Below are 17,452 nucleotides of genomic sequence, written 5' to 3' on the forward strand. Positions count from 1 at the left end.
GGCGGGACTCCTGTCGCGTCGGGACATTTGCGGGTGTACGGTGCAGTCATGAATCCGGAACGGGAGCCTCCGGAACGGCGGAGCCGCAAGGCGCGCAGGACCCGGGACGCACTGGCGCAGGCCGCGGTCGAGCTCGTGCTCGACCGGGGGCTGAAGGAGGTGACGGTCGAGGAGATCGCGGAACGCGCGGACGTCGACCGGCGCACCTTCAGCCGCTACTTCACCGGCAAGGAAGCCGCTGTCCTGGACTCGCTCCGGGACGACGGCGACCGGATCAACGCCGCCCTGCGCACGCGGCCCGCCGAGGAGCCCCCGCTCGTCGCCTACCGCCGCGCCGTCCTCGACTGGCTCGACGACCTCCGGGCGCGGGCGTTCCACCGCCAGGAGCGGATCTTCGCCCTGCTGGTGCTCGCCGAGCGGGAGCCCACCCTCTACGCGGCGTTCCACCACATCCGGGTAGACGCGCAGGAGGACTCGATCGCCATCGTCGCCGACCGGCTCGGCGTCGACCCGCGGCTGGACCTCCGCCCGGCCGTCACGGTCGCCGCCGGTGCCGGAGCGCTCCTCGCGGCCGAGGCCGCCTGGGTGCGCGGCGGACATCCGGACGACCTGCCCCGACTGGTGGGACAGGCATTCGACGCCCTCTCCGGCGAGCTGTTCACCGGTCCGGCGCCGCACCGCATCACGGAAGGAACCACTCCATGAGCACCCCTCCCACCCCCGCCGACCAGGAGTTCGCGGGCCGGACCGCCCTCGTCACCGGTGGCGCCTCCGGCATCGGACTGGCCCTCGCCCGCCGACTGGCCGCAGGCGGCGCGTCCGTCGTCGTCGCCGACCACGACGAGGCGGGCGCCCGCAAGGCGGCCGCCGACCTGGAGAACGCCGGGGCCGAGGCCGCCGCCGTCGCCGTCGACGTCACCGACCCCGAGTCCGTCGAAGCCGGTGTCCGCTTCGCCGTCGACACGTTCGGCGCCCTGCACCTCGCCGTCAACAACGCGGGCATAGCCGGCCCGAGCAGCCCCACGGACCGGTACGCGGTCGAGGACTGGAACCGGGTCGTCGCCACCAATCTCAGCGGCGTCTTCTACTGCCTGCGTCACGAACTCCCCGCCATCGTCGAGGCGGGCGGCGGCGCCGTCGTCAACATGTCGTCGATCCTCGGCACCAACGGCTTCGCCGGATCCCCGGCCTATGTGGCCGCCAAGCACGGCGTCGTCGGCCTGACCAAGACCGCCGCCCTCGAATACGCGGCGCGGAACGTCCGGATCAACGCCGTCGGCCCCGGCTTCATCGACACCCCCCTGCTGCGCGACGCGGACGCGGCGGCCCGCGAGCACCTCATCTCGCTGCACCCGGCCGGACGCCTCGGCACGGCGGAGGAGGTCGCCGAACTCGCCGCGTTCCTCCTCTCCGACCGCGCCTCCTTCGTCCACGGCAGCTACCACCTGGTGGACGGCGGCTACTCCGCCCCCTGACCGGCGCCGGCGGGCGACGCGGGGGAAAACGGGGGCGACAAGGAACACCGAGAGCGAGGAGAAGTCCATGAAAGCCGTCCAGTACCGCGCGATCGGCGCGGCGCCCGAGGTCGTCACCGTGCCCGACCCGGAGCCCGGACCCGGGCAGGTGCTGCTGGAGGTCACCGCGGCGGGCGTCTGCCACTCCGACATGGCCGTGATGAGCATGCCGGCCGAGCAGATACCGTTCCCGCTGCCCCTCACCCTCGGCCACGAGGGCGTCGGCACCGTTGCCGCCCTCGGCGACGGAGTGAGAGGCCTCACGACGGGCGAGTCCGTCGCGGTCTACGGCCCCTGGGGCTGCGGAACGTGCGTCAAGTGCGCCGAGGGCAAGGAGAACTACTGCCTGCGCGCCAGGCAGCTGGGCATCGCCCCGCCCGGACTCGGCGCGCCCGGCGCCATGGCCGAGTACATGATCGTCGACGACCCCCGCCACCTCGTGCCGCTCGACGGCCTCGACCCGGTGCGGGCCGTGCCGCTGACCGACGCGGGCCTGACCCCGTACCACGCGATCAAGCGGTCCCTGCCCAAGCTGGTGCCCGGAGCCACCGCCGTCGTCATCGGCACCGGCGGCCTCGGCCACGTCGCGATCCAGCTGCTGCGCGCCATGACGGCCGTCCGCGTCATCGCCCTGGACGTCTCGCAGGACAAGCTCGCTCTGGCCCGTGCCGTCGGCGCCCACGAGACCGTGCTATCCGACGAGCACGCCGCGGCCGAGGTCCGGGAACTGACCGGAGGCGTAGGCGCGCAGGTCGTCCTCGACTTCGTCGGCGCGCCCCCGACCGTCACCACGGCCGGGGCCTCGGCCGCCGTCGACTCCGACATCACGATCGTGGGCCTCGGGGGCGGCGCACTGCCGGTCGGCTTCGGCTCCCTGCCGTACAACACGACGGTGACCTCCCCGTACTGGGGATCGCGCTCCGAACTCGCCGAGGTGCTCGATCTCGCCCGCGCCGGATCCGTCGAGGTCCATGTCGAGACGTACACGCTGGACGAGGCACCGCTGGCGTACGAACGGCTGCACGCCGGGAAGATCAACGGCCGCGCGGTGATCCTCCCCAACGGCTGACCGGTCGAGGGCGAGGCCCGGGACAGGGCGGTCCGTCGCCCGGCGCGGCGGACCGCCCCGTCGGCGTCCTCCTCCGGACCGATGCGGCCGTACCGGACAGTGGTCGGACCGGGCGGGTGGAATTCGCCGCGATGACGACGCTGCCCGCACTCGTGATCGGGCCGACCGCCGTCGCCCTTCTCGACCAGCTGATGCTGCGCGCGGGGCGGGCCGGACCGCTGCCCTGGCGCAACGGCGCACGCCGGGGGCGGATCCCGGCGACCGGGTTCGAGCAGTCGCACGCGACCTTCTCGCCCGGGAAGCAGAGCGAGCTGAAGGAGCGTCAGAGCGCCCTTCCGCAGCGCGACGACGAGGAGGACGGTGCCCCGCCGCACCGCTCCACCGTCGACCTCGATGGCGGCGTCGCCGTCATCCGCCTGCCCCGGCACGGGGACCGAGCGCCGCTGCGGAGTCCGGGCCGGCCCTCCGACGAACGGGCCGGCCCGCTCGTCGGAACTCCCCGGGACCTGCAGCCCAGGGGGGAACGCGGGTGCCCGCGTTCTCAACGGGCCGCCACCAGCGGACGCAGCGGTGAATCCCGCAGCCGGACCACCACCGGCCCGCAGCGTTGCGCCGCCACCGTCAGCACCCAGGCCACCAGGCCGCCGGTGACCAGCCCGATCAGCACGTCGTGCGGGTAGTGGACGCCGATCCACACCCGGGACGCCGCCATCAGCAGCGCGGCGGGAACGGCGATCGCGCCGAGTCTGCGGTCCGTCAGCCAGATCGCCGTCGCCGCTGCCGCCGCGATCGCCGCGTGGTTGCTGGGGAAGGACCAGTCCCCGAGCGGGGGACACGCCTCCACCGTCACGACGTGCAGGGTCCGGCACGGCCGCTGCTCGTGGAAGAGCGACTTCACCAGGTCGTTGACGACGAACGCGGCCACCACCGCGAGCGGGGCGCAGAGCGCCGCGGCGGTACGGGAGGGCGCCGCGGCGCGCGAGCGCCACCAGGACGCGAGCATCAGCAGGGCGAACAGCGCCGACCCGTAGTCCGACCAGAGACGGACGGCCGAGTCGAGGGCGTCGGGGGAGCGCCGGGCCAGCTCGGTGACCCAGACGTACAGGCCGCCGTCGAGCGAGGCGGCGGTGGAGGCGAGCGGCATCAGCGGGTGTCTCCTTCGGCGGTGTGCGTGCCGCGCGGGCGTGGCGGTTCGGTGCCGGGCGGGAAGAGGGGGACCGCGAGCGCGACCGCGACGACCGGCGGCCTGCGGACGACCCGTGACCCGTGGGCGACCGGCAGCGGGCGGGCGACCGGCGACGGACCGCGGTCCGCGCGGGGCGCCGGGTGCCCCGGTCCGTTCCCGGGGAGGGCCGGGGGCGCGGACGCCGGTGAGGAATCGGACACGACGGAGGGCCTCCCATAATGGTGAGCGGGCGACCTCGCGGCACGCCCGGACTGACTACAGTGATGTAGACGGTCTACTTCACTGTAGACGCCCGGAACGGGAGGAGAGTTCCCATGACCCAGGTGAAGGGGATATCCGACGAAGAGCCCGGCCGTCGGCCGGACCGCGGAGCCGACGGGGAGCCGTCGCCCGCGATCGCTCCGGAGCGCCCCTCGCGGTCCCGTACCGGGTCGGAGCGGCGCCCGTCCGGTGAGCTGGAGTCCACGATCCTGGCGGCCCTGTGGGCGGCCGGCACCGCGCTGACGCCCGGCCAGGTGCAGGCCGCGATCGGGCCGGAGCTCGCCCGCACCACCGTCACCACGATCCTGTCGCGGCTCCACGAGAAGGGCGCGGTCACCCGCACCCGTGCCGGGCGCGGCTTCGCGTACACCCCCACCGAGGACGCCCCCGGGCTGACGGCCCGCCGAATGCACAGCGAACTGCGCAAGGAACCGGACCGCGGCACCGTGCTCGCCCGCTTCGTGTCCCAGCTCAGCGACGAGGACGAGCGTTTGCTGAGGGACCTCCTCGACGGGGACCCGCGTTGATCTACGCCGTATGGGTGCCGCTGCTGACGCCCTTCGTCGCGGTGCCCGCCGCCCGCCGTCTGGCGGACGCCCTGTCGCCGGTACGGGCCGTGCGGCTGCTCGCCGCGACGGGGGTCGGCCTGGCCCTGTGCGGCCTGCTCGCGCTCGCCCTGCTCGTGGTGCCCGGTGCGACCCGGTTCCCCGCCGTCTCCTCCTTCGGTGAACTCGTCAGGCCGCTGTCCGCGATCGCTCCCGCGGCGGCCGTGCCCCTCGCCGCCGCGGCGCTGGCCCTGCTCGTGGGGTGCGCCGTCGCCGTCGCCCGTGCCGCCCGCTGCCACTGGGCGCAGCTGCACCGGCCCGCGCGGCCCGGACGGACCGAGGGCGAACTCGCCGTGGTGCGCGACAGCCGTCCCGACGCCTACGCCCTGCCCGGACGCCCCGGCACCTCCGGCCGGATCGTCGTCACCACGGGCATGCTGCGCGCCCTGGACCCGGACGAGCGCGACGCGCTGCTGGCCCATGAACGCGCCCACCTCGCGGGCCGCCACCATCTCTACCTCGCCGCCGTCGAGCTGGCGGCACTCTGCCACCCCGCGCTGCGGTCCCTGCGCGCTCCCATGGGCTACGCCCTGGAGCGCTGCGCCGACGAGGCCGCCGCAGCGGCCGTCGGCGACCGGCGGATCGCCGCCCGGGCCATCGGCCGCGCCGCCCTCGCCGCACGCGCCGCCGAGGGGGAGGAACGCCCCCGGCCCCGGGTGGCGCTCGGCGCCGCCGTCGGGCCCGTACCGCGTCGCGTCGCCGCGTTGCTCGGCCGCGGCACCCCGCGCCCCCGCGTCGGCCGGGCGGCCGCCGCGGCGCTGCTGGTCTGCCTCGTCGTCTCCGGAGCCGCGGCCCTCGACGCCACGAGCGATCTCCACAGCAGCATCGAAGCGGCCCAGGGCGAGGCCCCGCACCACTGACCTGGCGCCACCGCCCCGGCTGTTGCACGCCCCGGCCGTTCCGGTGATCCCGCCGTTCCCGCGCCTTCGCCGTTCCGGCGAGGACGACCGTCCGCCTCGTACTCGCACGCACCGGACGCCGCACGGCCCGGCCTCCGGCCGCACGACGGCACTTCGAGGACACGGCCCGGGACGGGCCGGAAGGCGAACGGGCGGGAAAACCGCAGGCCCGCCCGAGCCGCCGCCTCTACACTGCGTCCCATGGGTTCGCGTCACTACTACTTCCGCTGAGTCCGGGCACGGACGCGCCACGCGACACCGGGTGACCCGAGGGCTGCCCCCCCCGCGTGCGACGCGCCGTTCCGCCCGTCCGACAACCCCGCCCCGCCGCGCACGTGTGCACGTGCGCCGCCGCGGCATGTCATCTCAGGGAATGCGACCATGAACCACGAACACCCCCGTGCCCAACTCGCCCTCAAGGACGTCTCCAAGCGCTACGGGGACCGTCCGGTCCTCGACCAGGTGACGTTCACCGTCCGCCCCGGCGACAAGGTCGCGGTGATCGGCGAGAACGGCTCCGGGAAGTCCACCCTCCTCCGCCTGATCTCCGGAACGGAAGCACCGGACGGCGGAGAGATCACCGTCCGCTTCCCCGGCGGCACCGGCCATCTGCCCCAGACCCTCGCCCTCGACCCCGACCGCACCGTCCAGGACGTCGTCGACCTCGCCCTGGCCGAACTGCGCGCCCTGGAGCGCGAGATCCGCGCCGCCGAGGAAGCGCTCGGCGACCCGGGAACCCCTGACCCGTCCCGGCTCGCCGCCTACGGCGAACTGCTGACGGCGTACGAGGAACGCGACGGCTACCGCGCCGACAGCCGCGTGGACGCCGCGCTGCACGGCCTCGGGATCGGCCACCTCACCCGCGGACGACTCCTCGGCACCCTGTCCGGCGGTGAACAGTCCCGGCTCGCGCTCGGCTGCGTGCTGGCATCCGCCCCCGAACTCCTGCTGCTCGACGAACCCACCAACCACCTCGACCTCCGCGCCACCACCTGGCTGGAGGACCACCTGCGCGCCCACCGCGGCACCGTCGTCGTCATCACCCACGACCGGGCCTTCCTGGAGCGGACCACCCGCGTGGTCCTGGAGGTCGACCGCGACCTGCGCCGGGTCGTCCGGTACGGCGGCGGCTGGGACGGCTACCGCACCGCGAAGGCCGCCGCCCGCCGTCGCCGGGTCCAGGACCACCAGGAATGGCTGGACGAGCTGGCCCGTGCGGAAGAACTCGTGAACGCGGCGGGGCAGCGCCTCGCCAGGACGGGGAAGGACCCGCGGCAGGGCTTCGGCAAGCACCGGCGGTCGCACGAGGCCAAGCTGTCGGGCCGGGTCGGGGCCGCCGCGAGACGGCTGGACGAACTGCGCGGGAATCCCGTGCCGGCCCCGCCCGAACCACTGCGCTTCCACGCCGACATCGCCGTCGCCGCCGGGAAGGAGACGGCGGCTCCCGGCCCGCTCGCCGAACTCGACTCCGTCGTCGTCGGCGACCGGCTCCACCTGCCCGCGCTGCGCGTGGACCCCGGGCAGCGCCTCCTGGTCACCGGTCCCAACGGCGCCGGGAAGTCGACACTGTTGCGGGTCCTGGCGGGCGAACTCGCCCCCGACGCGGGCACGGTGCGCCACCGTGGCCGCATCGGGTACCTGCCGCAGGAACTCCCCGCCCGGCCGACCCGCCGCACCCTGCTGGCGGCGTTCGCGCAGGGACGGCCCGGCCACCCCGACGAGCACGCCGAGAACCTCCTCGCCCTGGGCCTGTTCCGCCCCGAGGACCTGGCGGTGCCGGTCGCCGCGCTCTCGGCCGGGCAGCAACGCAGGCTCGCGCTGGCCCGCCTGGTCACCCGCCCGGCCGATCTGCTGGTGCTGGACGAGCCGACGAACCACATCGCCCTCGGTCTGGTGGAGGAGGTGGAGGCGGCGCTCGCGCGGTACCGGGGAGCGGTGGTGGTCGTCTCGCACGACCGTGCCTTCCGCGGCCGGTTCACCGGCGACCGGATGGAACTGCGCGACGGCCGCCCCGTCGTGGCGGGCGCCGACGTGCACGGAAGCGTCGGAAACCGGGAGCACGGCGGCTGAACCGACGCCACCGCGGCACCGGCGGGAACGCGCCACCGCGGCACTGGCTGAACCGACGCCGCCGCGGTCGGCGGCATCGCGAAGGAGGCCGGCCCGACGAGGACCGGCGCCCGCCCGGGGACCGTCCCGGGCGGGCGTCACCCGCAGCCGCGCAGGTGCTCGCGCAGCCGGTCGAGGAACACCCGCTGCCCCGCCACGAGCCGCCGCTCCGCCTCCCGGGGAGCGCACCAGGCGAACCGGTCCACCTCCGGGAACTCCCGCAGCACACCGGAGCCCCTCGGCCACTCCATGGTGAACGTCCCCGGCACGGCCGCCGCCGGATCCACGTCCGCCTCCACCGCCCACACCACCACGGTCTTGCCGCCGGACTGCCGGACCTCGCCGAGCGCCACCCACGCACCGTCCGGCACCGCGTGACCGAACTCCTCCTCGAACTCCCGGCGGGCGGCGTCCCGCGGCTCCTCCTCCGGGCCGTACTCGCCCTTGGGGACCGACCAAGCGGCGTCCTCGCGTCCCGCCCAGAACGGGCCGCCCATGTGCGCGAGCAGCACCTCGAAACCGGCGCGGTCGTCCGTGGCCCGCACGCCCTCGGTCCGGTCGTCCGCGGTCCCGTCCGGACGGCGGAACAGGAGGAGGCCCGCACTGCGCCGGGCGCGTTTCGGAGATGGCATGCCGTCAAGTCTGCGCCGCCCTGCGGCGGGCGGTCGCGGGCAGTGCCGCCGTCCAGGTGATCGTTCCCGTCACGGAGCCGACCCGACGTGTTCTCCCCGTGGTTCCCGAGTCCCTCTGGTGCGCGGCCCCCGGCGCGGGCCAGGCTGGCGGCCGACAGTGCCCCGCCCGTGGCCCGGGCCGGGCAACCGACGCAACCGCAGGAGGACTTGTGGCCCTTGGCACAGCCGGCAGGAGCACCGCATCACCCGGGGGAGCGGCACGGCGGCGCGGAAGGGCGACGCGTTCGCTCGTGCTGCTCGCGACCGTGTCCGCGCTGACGGCCGGCGCGATCACGCCCGCCCTGGCCGACACGACCCCCGACCCCCGCCCCCGTACCGCGGCCGAGATCCTCAGACCCGTCGCCCCGCCGCCCGCGAGCGGCCCGGCGGGAAGGCCCCGCTCGGTCGTGGACGGCGACGGCATCGAGACCGCGCGCACCTCGCGCCCGATAGCCCCGGGCGTCCGCCTGGACTCGTACGACCGGCTCGAATCCGACAAGTGGCTGCGGGTCGACTCGCTCTCCGTCGACCTCGACGGCGACGGCGTGCGCGCCGACTACCTCTCCTCCGGCAAGGTCTCGCAACGGCGCACGGTCTCCGAGCTCGCCGCCGGGCACGACCCGGGCCGGGGCCGCCGCACCGTCGCCGCGATCAACGCCGACTTCTTCGACATCAACCAGACCGGGGCCCCGCAGGGCATCGGCATCAAGGACGGAGCCGTCGTCCAGTCACCGGCACCCGGCGTCGACCGGGCCGTCGGCATCGGCCCCGGCGGCGCGGGCCGTATCCTGAACCTCTACTTCGAGGGGACGCTCACCCTGCCCTCGGGCAAGCGCCCGCTCACCGCCTACAACGCCGCCGATGTGCCCGCCGGGGGAGTGGGCGCCTACACCTCCGCCTGGGGAAGCGCCGACCGCGCGCTGACCGTGGACGACGCCGCTCCCGTCGCCGAGGCCGTCGTACGGGACGGCACGGTGGTCTCCGTGTCGGACACCCCCGGATCGGGAGACATCCCGGGCGACACCACCGTGCTGACCGGCCGTGAGGCCGGGGCCGCCGCACTGCGCGCCCTGAAACCCGGCGATCCGGTGTCCCTGACCTACCGGGCCCGCAGCGACGGCGGATCCGTGCCGCGCACCGCCGTCGGCGGCCGGGAACTCCTCGTCGTCGACGGGGTCGCCCAGAACCACGAGGGCGAGGGCAACAACACTGCCGCACCCCGCACCGCCGTCGGATTCTCCAGGGACGGCCGGACCATGCAGATCATCACCGTCGACGGCCGACAGGCCGACAGCGGCGGCGTCACCCTCACCGAACTCGGGCTGATGATGCGCCGCGCCGGCTCGTACAGCGCGCTCAACCTCGACGGCGGCGGCTCCTCGACCCTCGTCGCACGGGAACCCGGGAGCGACGCGCTCCGCGTCGAGAACAGCCCGTCCGACGGCAGCGAACGCACCGTCCCCAACGGCCTCGCCCTCACCGCCCCCGACGGCAGCGGCCGGCTCAAGGGCTTCTGGGTCCAACCCCGCACCGCCGCCGCCGTCGCGCCGGGCGTCGACCCGGTCAGGGGCGGTCACCCCGACCGGGTCTTCCCCGGGCTGACCCGCCGCCTCACCGCGAGCGGATACGACGAGACGTACGGCCCCGCCGACGGCACCCCGCGCTGGCGGTCCGTACGCGGCTCGGTCGGCACCGTGGACCGGGGCGGCCTGTTCACCGCGCGGCACGGCGGCACCACCGAGATACGCGCCGAGAAGGGCGCCGCGCGCGGCGGCACCACCCTCACCGTCCTCGACGAACTGGCCCGCATCGAGCCGACCGCCCGGCGCATCGGCCTCGCCGACGCGAACGCCACCGGCACGTTCGGGATCGTCGGGCTCGACGCCCACGGCACCTCTGCCCCCGTCGAACCGCGCGACGTCTCCCTCGACTACGACCGGACGCTCCTGGACGTCCGGGACGACGGCCGGGGCTCCTTCACCGTCACCTCGCGCACCGGGAGCGGCGCCGGGCGGATCAGGGCCACCGTCGCCGGCACCACCACCGTCCTCGCCGTCACCGTCGGCCTCGCCGAACAGGCCGTCTCCTCCTTCGACGACGCGGACTCCTGGACCTTCAGCCAGGCCCGGGCGAGCGGTTCCCTCTCCGCCACCCCCGACGGCCGCACCGGCACCGGGCTGAGACTCTCCTACGACTTCACGCAGTCCACCGCCACCCGCGCCGCCTACGCCGCCCCGCCCCGGCCGGTCACCGTACCCGGGCAGCCCCAGTCGTTCACGCTGTGGATCAAGGGCGACGGCAACGGCGCCTGGCCGACCCTGCACCTCAAGGACGCCGCCGGCTCCGACCAGTTGCTGCGCGGGCCGTACATCACCTGGACCGGCTGGCGGCAGGTCGCCTTCGCCGTGCCGCAAGGGGCCGCCACGCCGCTCACCGTGTCCCGCTTCTACCTCGCCGAGACGGCCGCCACCAAGCAGTACACGGGCGAGATCGTCGTCGACGACCTCACCGCCCAGGTCCCGCCCGCCGTCGACCTCCCCGAACAGGCCGCACCGGCCGACCCGCTGATCGACCCGGCGGCCGTGACCGGGCGGCGCGACTGGCGGTTCGCGGTGATGTCCGACGCCCAGTTCGTCGCGCGGGCCCCGGACAGCGACATCGTCGCCCAGGCACGGCGCACCCTGCGCGAGATCAAGGCGGCCCGCCCCGACTTCCTGGTCATCGACGGGGACCTCGTCGACGAGGGCTCGCCCGCGGACCTGGCGTTCGCCCGCCGCGTCCTCACCGAGGAACTCGGCGACGCACTGCCCTGGTACTACGTCCCGGGCAACCACGAGGTGATGGGCGGGAGCATCGACGACTTCGTCGACGAGTTCGGGCCCGCCCGGCGGACGTTCGACCACAAGGGCACCCGGGTGATCACCCTCGACACCTCCAGCCTCGGTCTGCGCGGCGGCGGCTTCGACCAGATCAAGGAGTTCCGCGCCCAGCTGGACGCGGCGGCGAAGGACCGGAACGTCGGCTCGGTCGTGCTGATCGAGCACGTGCCGCCGCGCGACCCGACCGTGCAGAAGGGCAGCCAGCTCGGCGACCGCAAGGAGGCGGCCCTCGTCGAGCAGTGGCTCGCCGACTTCCGCCGCACGACGGGCAAGGGCGCGGCGTTCGTCGGCGGTCACGTCGGGGTGTTCCACGCCTCGCACGTCGACGGAGTGCCGTATCTGATCAACGGCAACTCCGGCAAGGCACCGGCCGGTCCCGCGGGCGAGGGCGGCTTCACCGGCTGGTCGCTGATCGGCGTGGATCGCGTCACCCCCGGTGAACAGGCCGCCGCCCGGCAGCGGCCGTGGCGGGGCGGCCCGGACTGGGTCTCCGTCCAGACCCGGGCCCATGTCGACGGGCTGTCGCTCGATGTGCCGACGGTCGTCGGGGCCGGGAGCCGTACGAAGGTCACGGCGACCGTCACCCAGGGCTCCCGCGAGGTGCCCGTCGGCTTCCCGCTGTCCGCCGACTGGACCGGATCCCCGAACGTCCACATCGGCCGCGCGGACGACGCCCGCCACCGCCACACCGCGGTCCTCGACCCGTCGACCGGCACCCTCACCGCGCTCCGGCCCGGCACCGTCACGCTGGCCGTGACCGTCAACGGCACGACACGCAAGGCCGTGATCAGGATCGCGGCGGCCGAAGCCGCCCCGGCGGCCTGACCGGCCGGGCAACGTCCGGCCCGGGGCCGTCCCGCACCCGCCACGGGGGCGGGACGGCCCCGGGCCACCCGCCTACACCTTGCGGTACGCGTACGCCTCCGAGGCCGCGGTCTCCACCGCGTCGACGTCCCCGCCCGCCGACGCGGTCACCACGGCGGCCACCGCACCCTCCAGGAACGGCGCGTCCACCAGCCGCGCGCCCTCGGGCAGTTCGTCGCCCTCGGCCAGCATCGACTTGACCGTCAGCACGGCACTGCCCAGATCGACCAGCAGCACCACGCCGACCCCCGAGTCCACCGAAGCGGCGGCCCCGGCGATCAGCTCCGCACTCGTGCCGAGCCCGCCCTCGGCGGCTCCGCCGGCGGCGGCGACCGGAGCGGTCGCGCCACCGGCCGCGAGCCCCTTGGCCAGCTCGGCGACCGACTCGGCCACCGGGCCGCTGTGCGAGACCAGCACGATCCCGACCTGGTTCACGCCGCTCACGCCCCGCCTCCGTCCGCCCCGGCCGTCTCGGCGAGCGCGGCGATCAGCAGGGCGGAGGACGTCGCCCCCGGATCCTGGTGCCCGATGCTGCGCTCGCCCAGATAGCTCGCCCTGCCCTTGCGCGCCTGCAGCGGCACCGTCGCCAGCGCCCCCTCCTCGGCGGCCTTCCGGGCCTCCTCGAACGATGTCCTGAGCGCGTCGGCCGCCGGCAGCAGCGCGTCGAGCATCGTCTTGTCCCCGGCCTGTGCCCCGCCGAGCTGGGCCACGGCCGCGACGCCCACCCCGAGCGCCTCCGCCAGCTGCTGCGGCGTCACCTCGGGCTCGTCGCCCAGGGCCTTTCCGGTGCGACGCAGCAGCGTCCCGTACAACGGCCCCGAGGCCCCGCCGACCGTCGACACCAGCTGCCGCCCGGCGAGCATCAGCACGGCTCCCGGGGTCGCGGGCGCCTCCCTGCCCAGGACCGCGGTCACGGCGGTGAACCCGCGCCGCATGTTGGTGCCGTGATCGGCGTCCCCGATCGCCGAGTCGAGTTCGGTGAGACGGTCCGCCTCGCGGTCCACGGCATTCGCGGCCGTGGTCATCCAACGGTGGAAGAAACCGGCGTCGAGCACATGATCTCCTTGTCGTCGGGTTGTCGTCGGGTCAACGGCCCCAGCGCAGCGCGGGCGTCTCCACCGGCGCGTCCCAGAGGCGCAGCAACTCCTCGTCCACCTGGCAGACCGTCACCGAACAGCCCGCCATGTCGAGCGAGGTCACATAGTTCCCCACGAGCGTACGAGCCACCACGACCCCCCGCCCGGACAGCGCCCGTTGCACCTCGGCATTGAACCCGTACAGCTCCAGCAGCGGTGTCGCGCCCATGCCGTTGACCAGGACGATCACCGGCGCCGTCGGCCGCAGGTCGTCGAGCACCGCGTCCACCGAGAAGTCCGCGATCTCGCGGGACGTCATCATGGGACGCCGCTCCCGTCCCGGCTCGCCGTGGATCCCGATGCCCAGCTCCAGCTCGCCCGGCGGCAGGTCGAAGGTGGGGGATCCCTTGGCGGGTGTGGTGACGGCACCGAGCGCCACGCCGAAACTCCGTGAGGAATCGTTCACTCGGCGGGCCACGGCCGCCACCTGTTCCAGCGGCGCCCCCTCGTCGGCCGCCGCCCCGGCGATCTTCTCCACGAACAGGGTGGCGCCGGTGCCCCGGCGCCCCGCCGTGTAGAGGCTGTCGGTCACCGCGACGTCGTCGTCGACGACCACCTGCGTGACCCGCACCCCCTCGTCCTCGGCGAGCTCGGCGGCCATCTCGAAGTTCAGCACGTCACCGGTGTAGTTCTTGACGACGAACAGCACCCCCGCGCCGCCGTCCACCGCGGCGGCGGCCCGTACCATCTGGTCCGGCACCGGAGAGGTGAACACCTCGCCCGGGCAGGCGGCGGACAGCATGCCGGGGCCGACGAACCCGGCGTGCAACGGCTCGTGACCGGAGCCGCCCCCGGAGACGAGCGCCACCTTCCCGGCCACGGGCGCGTCCCGCCGCACGACGACGCGGTTCCCGACGTCGACGGCCAGCCCGGGATGAGCGGCGGCCATACCGCGCAGCGCGTCCGCGACGACGGTTTCCGGGGCATTGATCAGCATTCTCAACGGAGCCTCCTAGCGAGGGTGGCGGGCTGTCGCTGAACCGCAGCCGACTCTACTGAGGGAGGGTCACATTGCGGGGGAGGTCGACGGACGGATGTTTGACCCGATGCCGAGGGAGCCCCCGCGCACGGGGAACGGGGGAGCCCCGGCCCACGAGGAACGGGGCTGCCCCGACGTGCGGCGGACGAACAAGGGGAATCGTCCGTTCCGGTCAGCCCAGGACGCTGGGCCGGTCGATCACCCACAGCCATGTGCCGTCGGACTGGCGGCGGGCCACCTCGACCGTGGCGTCCTTCCCGTCGGCCAACTGCACCGAAGTGAGCGCCAAGTCGCCGTGATGCAGCGTACGTTGCTGTTCACCATGCTGGACGACGGGCCGGTCGGCCGTGAATCCCTCGTAGGCCCTGCGGATCTCCCGCTCGCCGGTCGCCACCGTGCCGTCGGGGAGGGCCAGGACCGCGCCGGGTTCGTACAGCGCGACGAGGCCGTCGACGTCGCCCGTGTTGAGTCTCTCGACCACGAAACGGCTGAGGTCCTCGGGCTCGACGGCCCGCTCGCGCGACCTGTCACCGCTCATGTCCCGCATCTCCCTGTCAGGTCCGTCCGGCCCGGGAACAGCACCCGGCCCCGTGATCCTGGCAGGTGGCGCGCCCCGCTCCCGGCAGCCGACACCCACGTTCATTCGAACGCGTGAACTCGCGAGGAGAAGATCATGTACAGGCCACTGATACGCACCGTCACGCTCGGGGTCGCCGAGCCCCATCCGATTCCGGAGGCGGTCGTCGAGGAGAAGGCCCTGCTCCTCCGACGGGCGGAAGCGGCCTTCCGTGCGGCCGGGTACGAGGTCCAGACCGTACGGCTGTCGACCCGGTCCGTCTTCGCCGACCTCGCGGGACGGACGCCGTCGGACATCGTCTCCTACGCCCACCGCCTGCAGACCGTCCTCGACGGAGTCGGGATCGGCTACTGCTCGCTGGGTCCGGCGGACGCGGCCGATCCCGCCTTCCCGCTGCACACCCTCGACACCGTCGGGGACCTGCTGATCGGCGCGGAGGCGCTGAGCTGCACCGTGAGCACGGGAACGCTGCGGCACGGGGTCCGCTGCGAGGCGTCCGAACCCGTGGCGCGGATCGTCCGCAGGCTCGCCGAGGAGACGGACCAGGGGCTGGGGAACTTCCGCTTCGCCATGGTGGCCTGTGTCGATCCCGGCGGGCCCTTCTTTCCCGCGGCCCACCACGAAGGGCCTTCGTCCCTCACGGTCGGCCTGCAGGGCGCGGGAATCGTCGCGGAGGCGCTGCGGGAGGTCGGCCGTCTCGATCCCGCCGCCATCACGCGCCGGGTCGGGCGGGCGCTGAGCGAACACGCCGCGCCCGTGGTGGACATCGCCGAGCGGATCTGCGAGGAGACGGGCCCGGCGTACGGCGGCATCGACCTGTCGCCCGCGCCCGCGGGCGACGACAGCATCGCCGCGGCCATGGAGCTCTGCCTGCCCGGACCGCTGGGCGGCCCCGGAACGATGGCCGTCACCGCGGCACTCACCGAGGCGATCCGGAGCACGGGCCTGACCACCTGCGGCTACAACGGGGTGATGCTCCCGGTCATGGAGGACACCCGGCTCGCGCAGCGCTGGCACGAGGGCACGGTCGACGCCCAGCGGCTGCTGGCCTGTTCGGCGGTGTGCGGCACCGGACTCGACACCGTTCCCCTGCCCGGCGACACCCCCGAGGAGGAGATCGCGGGGCTTCTGACCGACGTGGCCGCCATGGCCGTACGCCTCGGGAAACCGCTGTCGGCCCGTCTCTTTCCCGTACCCGGCAAGAAGGCCGGCGACCGGACGACGTTCTCCTCCCCCTATCTGGTGAACACCACTCTCAGGCGCTGAGCACCGTCCCGCAATACCCGGCGGACCGGTGATCCCGGACGAAGACAATCCCCACCAGCTTGTTCTGTCCCGCCGGCGGGACAGAACAAGCAACATGGTTGACGGCTCCCGGACGACAGTGCAGGGTCGGCGGCGACGAGTTCGACGCGATGCGATGTTCTTTTCCGCAGAGACGCGTTCCGGAGGCGGGCATGAAGTTCGGAATCGGAATCGGGCGCACCCTCACGGCCCGCGAATCGGCGAAACTGGCACGACAGGCCGACGAATTGGGGTATGAACACTGCACATTCATTGATTCACAGAACCTCTGCCGCGACTCGACCGCGATGATGGCCCTGGCCGCGGCGGCGACGACCCGAATACGCATAGGTCAGGCGGTCACCAACCCGTACACCCGGCACGCCTCCGTGCTGGCCAATGTGATCGCGACCCTGGACGAGATCTCGGAGGGTCGGATATTCCTCGGCATCGGCGCCGGAGGAAGTGCCGTCGCCATGGTCGGAAAGAAGCCGCGGCCGCTCACGGAACTCGCCGAATACGTCCAGTTCTTCCGGGACTTCACCGGCGGAAAGGAAACCGAATGGCAGGGCCTGCCCATGCGTTCGGAGTGGGCCGAGCGCGAGATACCGGTCCTCATCGGCACCCACGGCGCCAAGAGCTGCCGGCTCGCCGGAAGAATCGCGGACGGGGTGTTCCTGCCCGGCCTCTCACCCGAGATCACCACATGGAAACGGGCACGCGTCGCCGAGGGCGCGCGGAGCGCCGGGCGTGAACTCGCCGATCTCGACGTGTGGTCACGCGGCACGGTGTTCGTGCACGACGACGTGGACGAGGCGCGCGAATACCTGCGCTCCTACGCCGCCACCTCGGCGTACTTCCTCTGGCGCTCGGTGCTCAGCCGCACCACCCCCGAGTCCGAGGAACTGGCCGCCATGCTCCCCGACGCGGTGCTGTCGGACATGGCCGCCCTGGCCGAGCGCTACGACTGGTACCAGCACGAGGTCGTGGGCGCCCCGCACGCCGCCGAACTCTCGGACCGCCTCATCGACTGCTTCGCGATCTACGGTCCGCCCTCCCGGTGCGTCGACCGGCTCCAGGAACTGCGCGAGACCGGAGCCGATCAGGTCTCCCTGGTGCTCTACGGGGTCCCGGACCAGACGGCCATGATCAGCCGCTTCGTCGAGGACGTCGCCGCCCGTCTCGGGTGACGCGCGACGCCGAGTGGAAGGAACCCCATGCCGTTCATCACCGTGCTCGCGCTCAAGGGGCGCACGCTGGAACAGCGGCGCCTGTTCGCCGACGAGATCACCCGGCTCGCCGTGAAATGCCTGGACGCCAAGCCCGAAGAGGTGCGTGTCCGGTTCGTCGAGATGGACGCGACCGAATTCGCCCGGGGCGGGCGACTGTTCGCGGACCAGTCCTGAGACCCCTGGGGTG

The 17,452-nt window shown here is 73.9% G+C and carries 16 protein-coding genes and 1 pseudogene; 11 read left to right on the forward strand and 6 right to left on the reverse strand.

Features of this window, described 5'->3' with window-relative positions; genetic code table 11:
* Positions 1 to 48: 48 nt before the first annotated feature.
* The 4 genes and pseudogenes from AMK22_RS17235 to AMK22_RS40910 all read left to right on the forward strand — a co-directional run.
* Positions 49 to 705, forward strand: a complete 657-nt coding sequence (locus tag AMK22_RS17235; protein ID WP_073785942.1) for a TetR family transcriptional regulator — start codon at positions 49 to 51, stop codon at positions 703 to 705.
* A complete protein-coding gene (locus tag AMK22_RS17240; RefSeq protein ID WP_073785944.1) occupies positions 702 to 1,475 on the forward strand; it encodes an SDR family NAD(P)-dependent oxidoreductase in 774 nt (257 codons plus the stop codon). Before AMK22_RS17235 ends, AMK22_RS17240 begins: the two co-directional genes overlap by 4 nt.
* Positions 1,476 to 1,542: 67 nt before the next feature.
* Complete coding sequence (locus tag AMK22_RS17245) at positions 1,543 to 2,583, forward strand: NAD(P)-dependent alcohol dehydrogenase (RefSeq protein WP_073785946.1); 1,041 nt, start codon at positions 1,543 to 1,545, stop codon at positions 2,581 to 2,583.
* 116 nt (positions 2,584 to 2,699) lie between these two features.
* A pseudogene (locus AMK22_RS40910) lies at positions 2,700 to 3,014 on the forward strand (DUF6191 domain-containing protein); the annotation flags it as partial.
* Positions 3,015 to 3,124: 110 nt separating this feature from the next.
* Here the strand turns inward: AMK22_RS40910 and AMK22_RS17255 are convergent.
* Positions 3,125 to 3,727: a phosphatase PAP2 family protein gene (locus tag AMK22_RS17255; protein WP_073785948.1), complete on the reverse strand. Its 603-nt coding sequence runs from the start codon at positions 3,725 to 3,727 to the stop codon at positions 3,125 to 3,127.
* Between the two features lie 437 nt (positions 3,728 to 4,164).
* Here AMK22_RS17255 and AMK22_RS17265 point away from each other — a divergent pair, with 437 nt between their 5' ends.
* The 3 genes from AMK22_RS17265 (at position 4,165) to abc-f (ending at position 7,604) form a co-directional block, all read left to right on the forward strand.
* Positions 4,165 to 4,557: a BlaI/MecI/CopY family transcriptional regulator gene (locus AMK22_RS17265; protein ID WP_073786035.1), complete on the forward strand. Its 393-nt coding sequence runs from the start codon at positions 4,165 to 4,167 to the stop codon at positions 4,555 to 4,557.
* On the forward strand, positions 4,554 to 5,495 hold the full coding sequence (locus AMK22_RS41790; protein ID WP_073785952.1) for a M56 family metallopeptidase: 942 nt from the start codon (positions 4,554 to 4,556) through the stop codon (positions 5,493 to 5,495). Before AMK22_RS17265 ends, AMK22_RS41790 begins: the two co-directional genes overlap by 4 nt.
* Positions 5,496 to 5,915: 420 nt before the next feature.
* A complete protein-coding gene (abc-f, locus tag AMK22_RS17275; RefSeq protein WP_073785954.1) occupies positions 5,916 to 7,604 on the forward strand; it encodes a ribosomal protection-like ABC-F family protein in 1,689 nt (562 codons plus the stop codon).
* 137 nt (positions 7,605 to 7,741) lie between these two features.
* Here abc-f and AMK22_RS17280 read toward each other — a convergent pair whose 3' ends face one another.
* A complete protein-coding gene (locus tag AMK22_RS17280) occupies positions 7,742 to 8,275 on the reverse strand; it encodes an NUDIX domain-containing protein (RefSeq protein WP_073785956.1) in 534 nt (177 codons plus the stop codon).
* Positions 8,276 to 8,568: 293 nt separating this feature from the next.
* Between AMK22_RS17280 and AMK22_RS17285 the strand changes: the two genes are divergently transcribed.
* A complete protein-coding gene (locus tag AMK22_RS17285) occupies positions 8,569 to 12,018 on the forward strand; it encodes a phosphodiester glycosidase family protein (protein ID WP_073786037.1) in 3,450 nt (1,149 codons plus the stop codon).
* A 72-nt stretch (positions 12,019 to 12,090) separates the two neighbouring features.
* On the opposite strand, the gene AMK22_RS17290 is transcribed toward AMK22_RS17285, so the two are convergent.
* The 4 genes from AMK22_RS17290 to AMK22_RS17305 form a co-directional block, all read right to left on the reverse strand.
* Positions 12,091 to 12,501, reverse strand: a complete 411-nt coding sequence (locus tag AMK22_RS17290) for a PTS-dependent dihydroxyacetone kinase phosphotransferase subunit DhaM (RefSeq protein ID WP_073785958.1) — start codon at positions 12,499 to 12,501, stop codon at positions 12,091 to 12,093.
* Positions 12,498 to 13,112, reverse strand: coding sequence for a dihydroxyacetone kinase subunit DhaL (gene dhaL / locus AMK22_RS17295; protein WP_073785960.1), 615 nt, complete (start codon positions 13,110 to 13,112; stop codon positions 12,498 to 12,500). The genes AMK22_RS17290 and dhaL overlap by 4 nt, the downstream gene beginning before the upstream one ends.
* Before the next feature lie 31 nt (positions 13,113 to 13,143).
* Entirely contained in the window at positions 13,144 to 14,136 is a 993-nt protein-coding gene (gene dhaK / locus AMK22_RS17300) for a dihydroxyacetone kinase subunit DhaK (RefSeq protein WP_073785962.1), read from the reverse strand.
* 208 nt (positions 14,137 to 14,344) lie between these two features.
* Positions 14,345 to 14,710 carry a YybH family protein gene (locus AMK22_RS17305; protein WP_073786039.1) on the reverse strand — a complete coding sequence of 122 codons (366 nt, stop codon included), beginning with the start codon at positions 14,708 to 14,710 and terminating at the stop codon, positions 14,345 to 14,347.
* A gap of 135 nt (positions 14,711 to 14,845) precedes the next feature.
* Here AMK22_RS17305 and AMK22_RS17310 point away from each other — a divergent pair, with 135 nt between their 5' ends.
* The 3 genes from AMK22_RS17310 (at position 14,846) to AMK22_RS17320 (ending at position 17,439) form a co-directional block, all read left to right on the forward strand.
* Positions 14,846 to 16,015 carry a DUF711 family protein gene (locus tag AMK22_RS17310; protein WP_073785964.1) on the forward strand — a complete coding sequence of 390 codons (1,170 nt, stop codon included), beginning with the start codon at positions 14,846 to 14,848 and terminating at the stop codon, positions 16,013 to 16,015.
* A 191-nt stretch (positions 16,016 to 16,206) separates the two neighbouring features.
* Positions 16,207 to 17,223, forward strand: coding sequence for an LLM class flavin-dependent oxidoreductase (locus AMK22_RS17315; RefSeq protein WP_073785966.1), 1,017 nt, complete (start codon positions 16,207 to 16,209; stop codon positions 17,221 to 17,223).
* Positions 17,224 to 17,250: 27 nt separating this feature from the next.
* On the forward strand, positions 17,251 to 17,439 hold the full coding sequence (locus tag AMK22_RS17320; RefSeq protein ID WP_073785968.1) for a tautomerase family protein: 189 nt from the start codon (positions 17,251 to 17,253) through the stop codon (positions 17,437 to 17,439).
* The last annotated feature ends 13 nt before the right edge of the window (positions 17,440 to 17,452 follow it).

Source organism: Streptomyces sp. CB01580 (assembly GCF_001905795.1).
GTDB lineage: Bacteria > Actinomycetota > Actinomycetes > Streptomycetales > Streptomycetaceae > Streptomyces.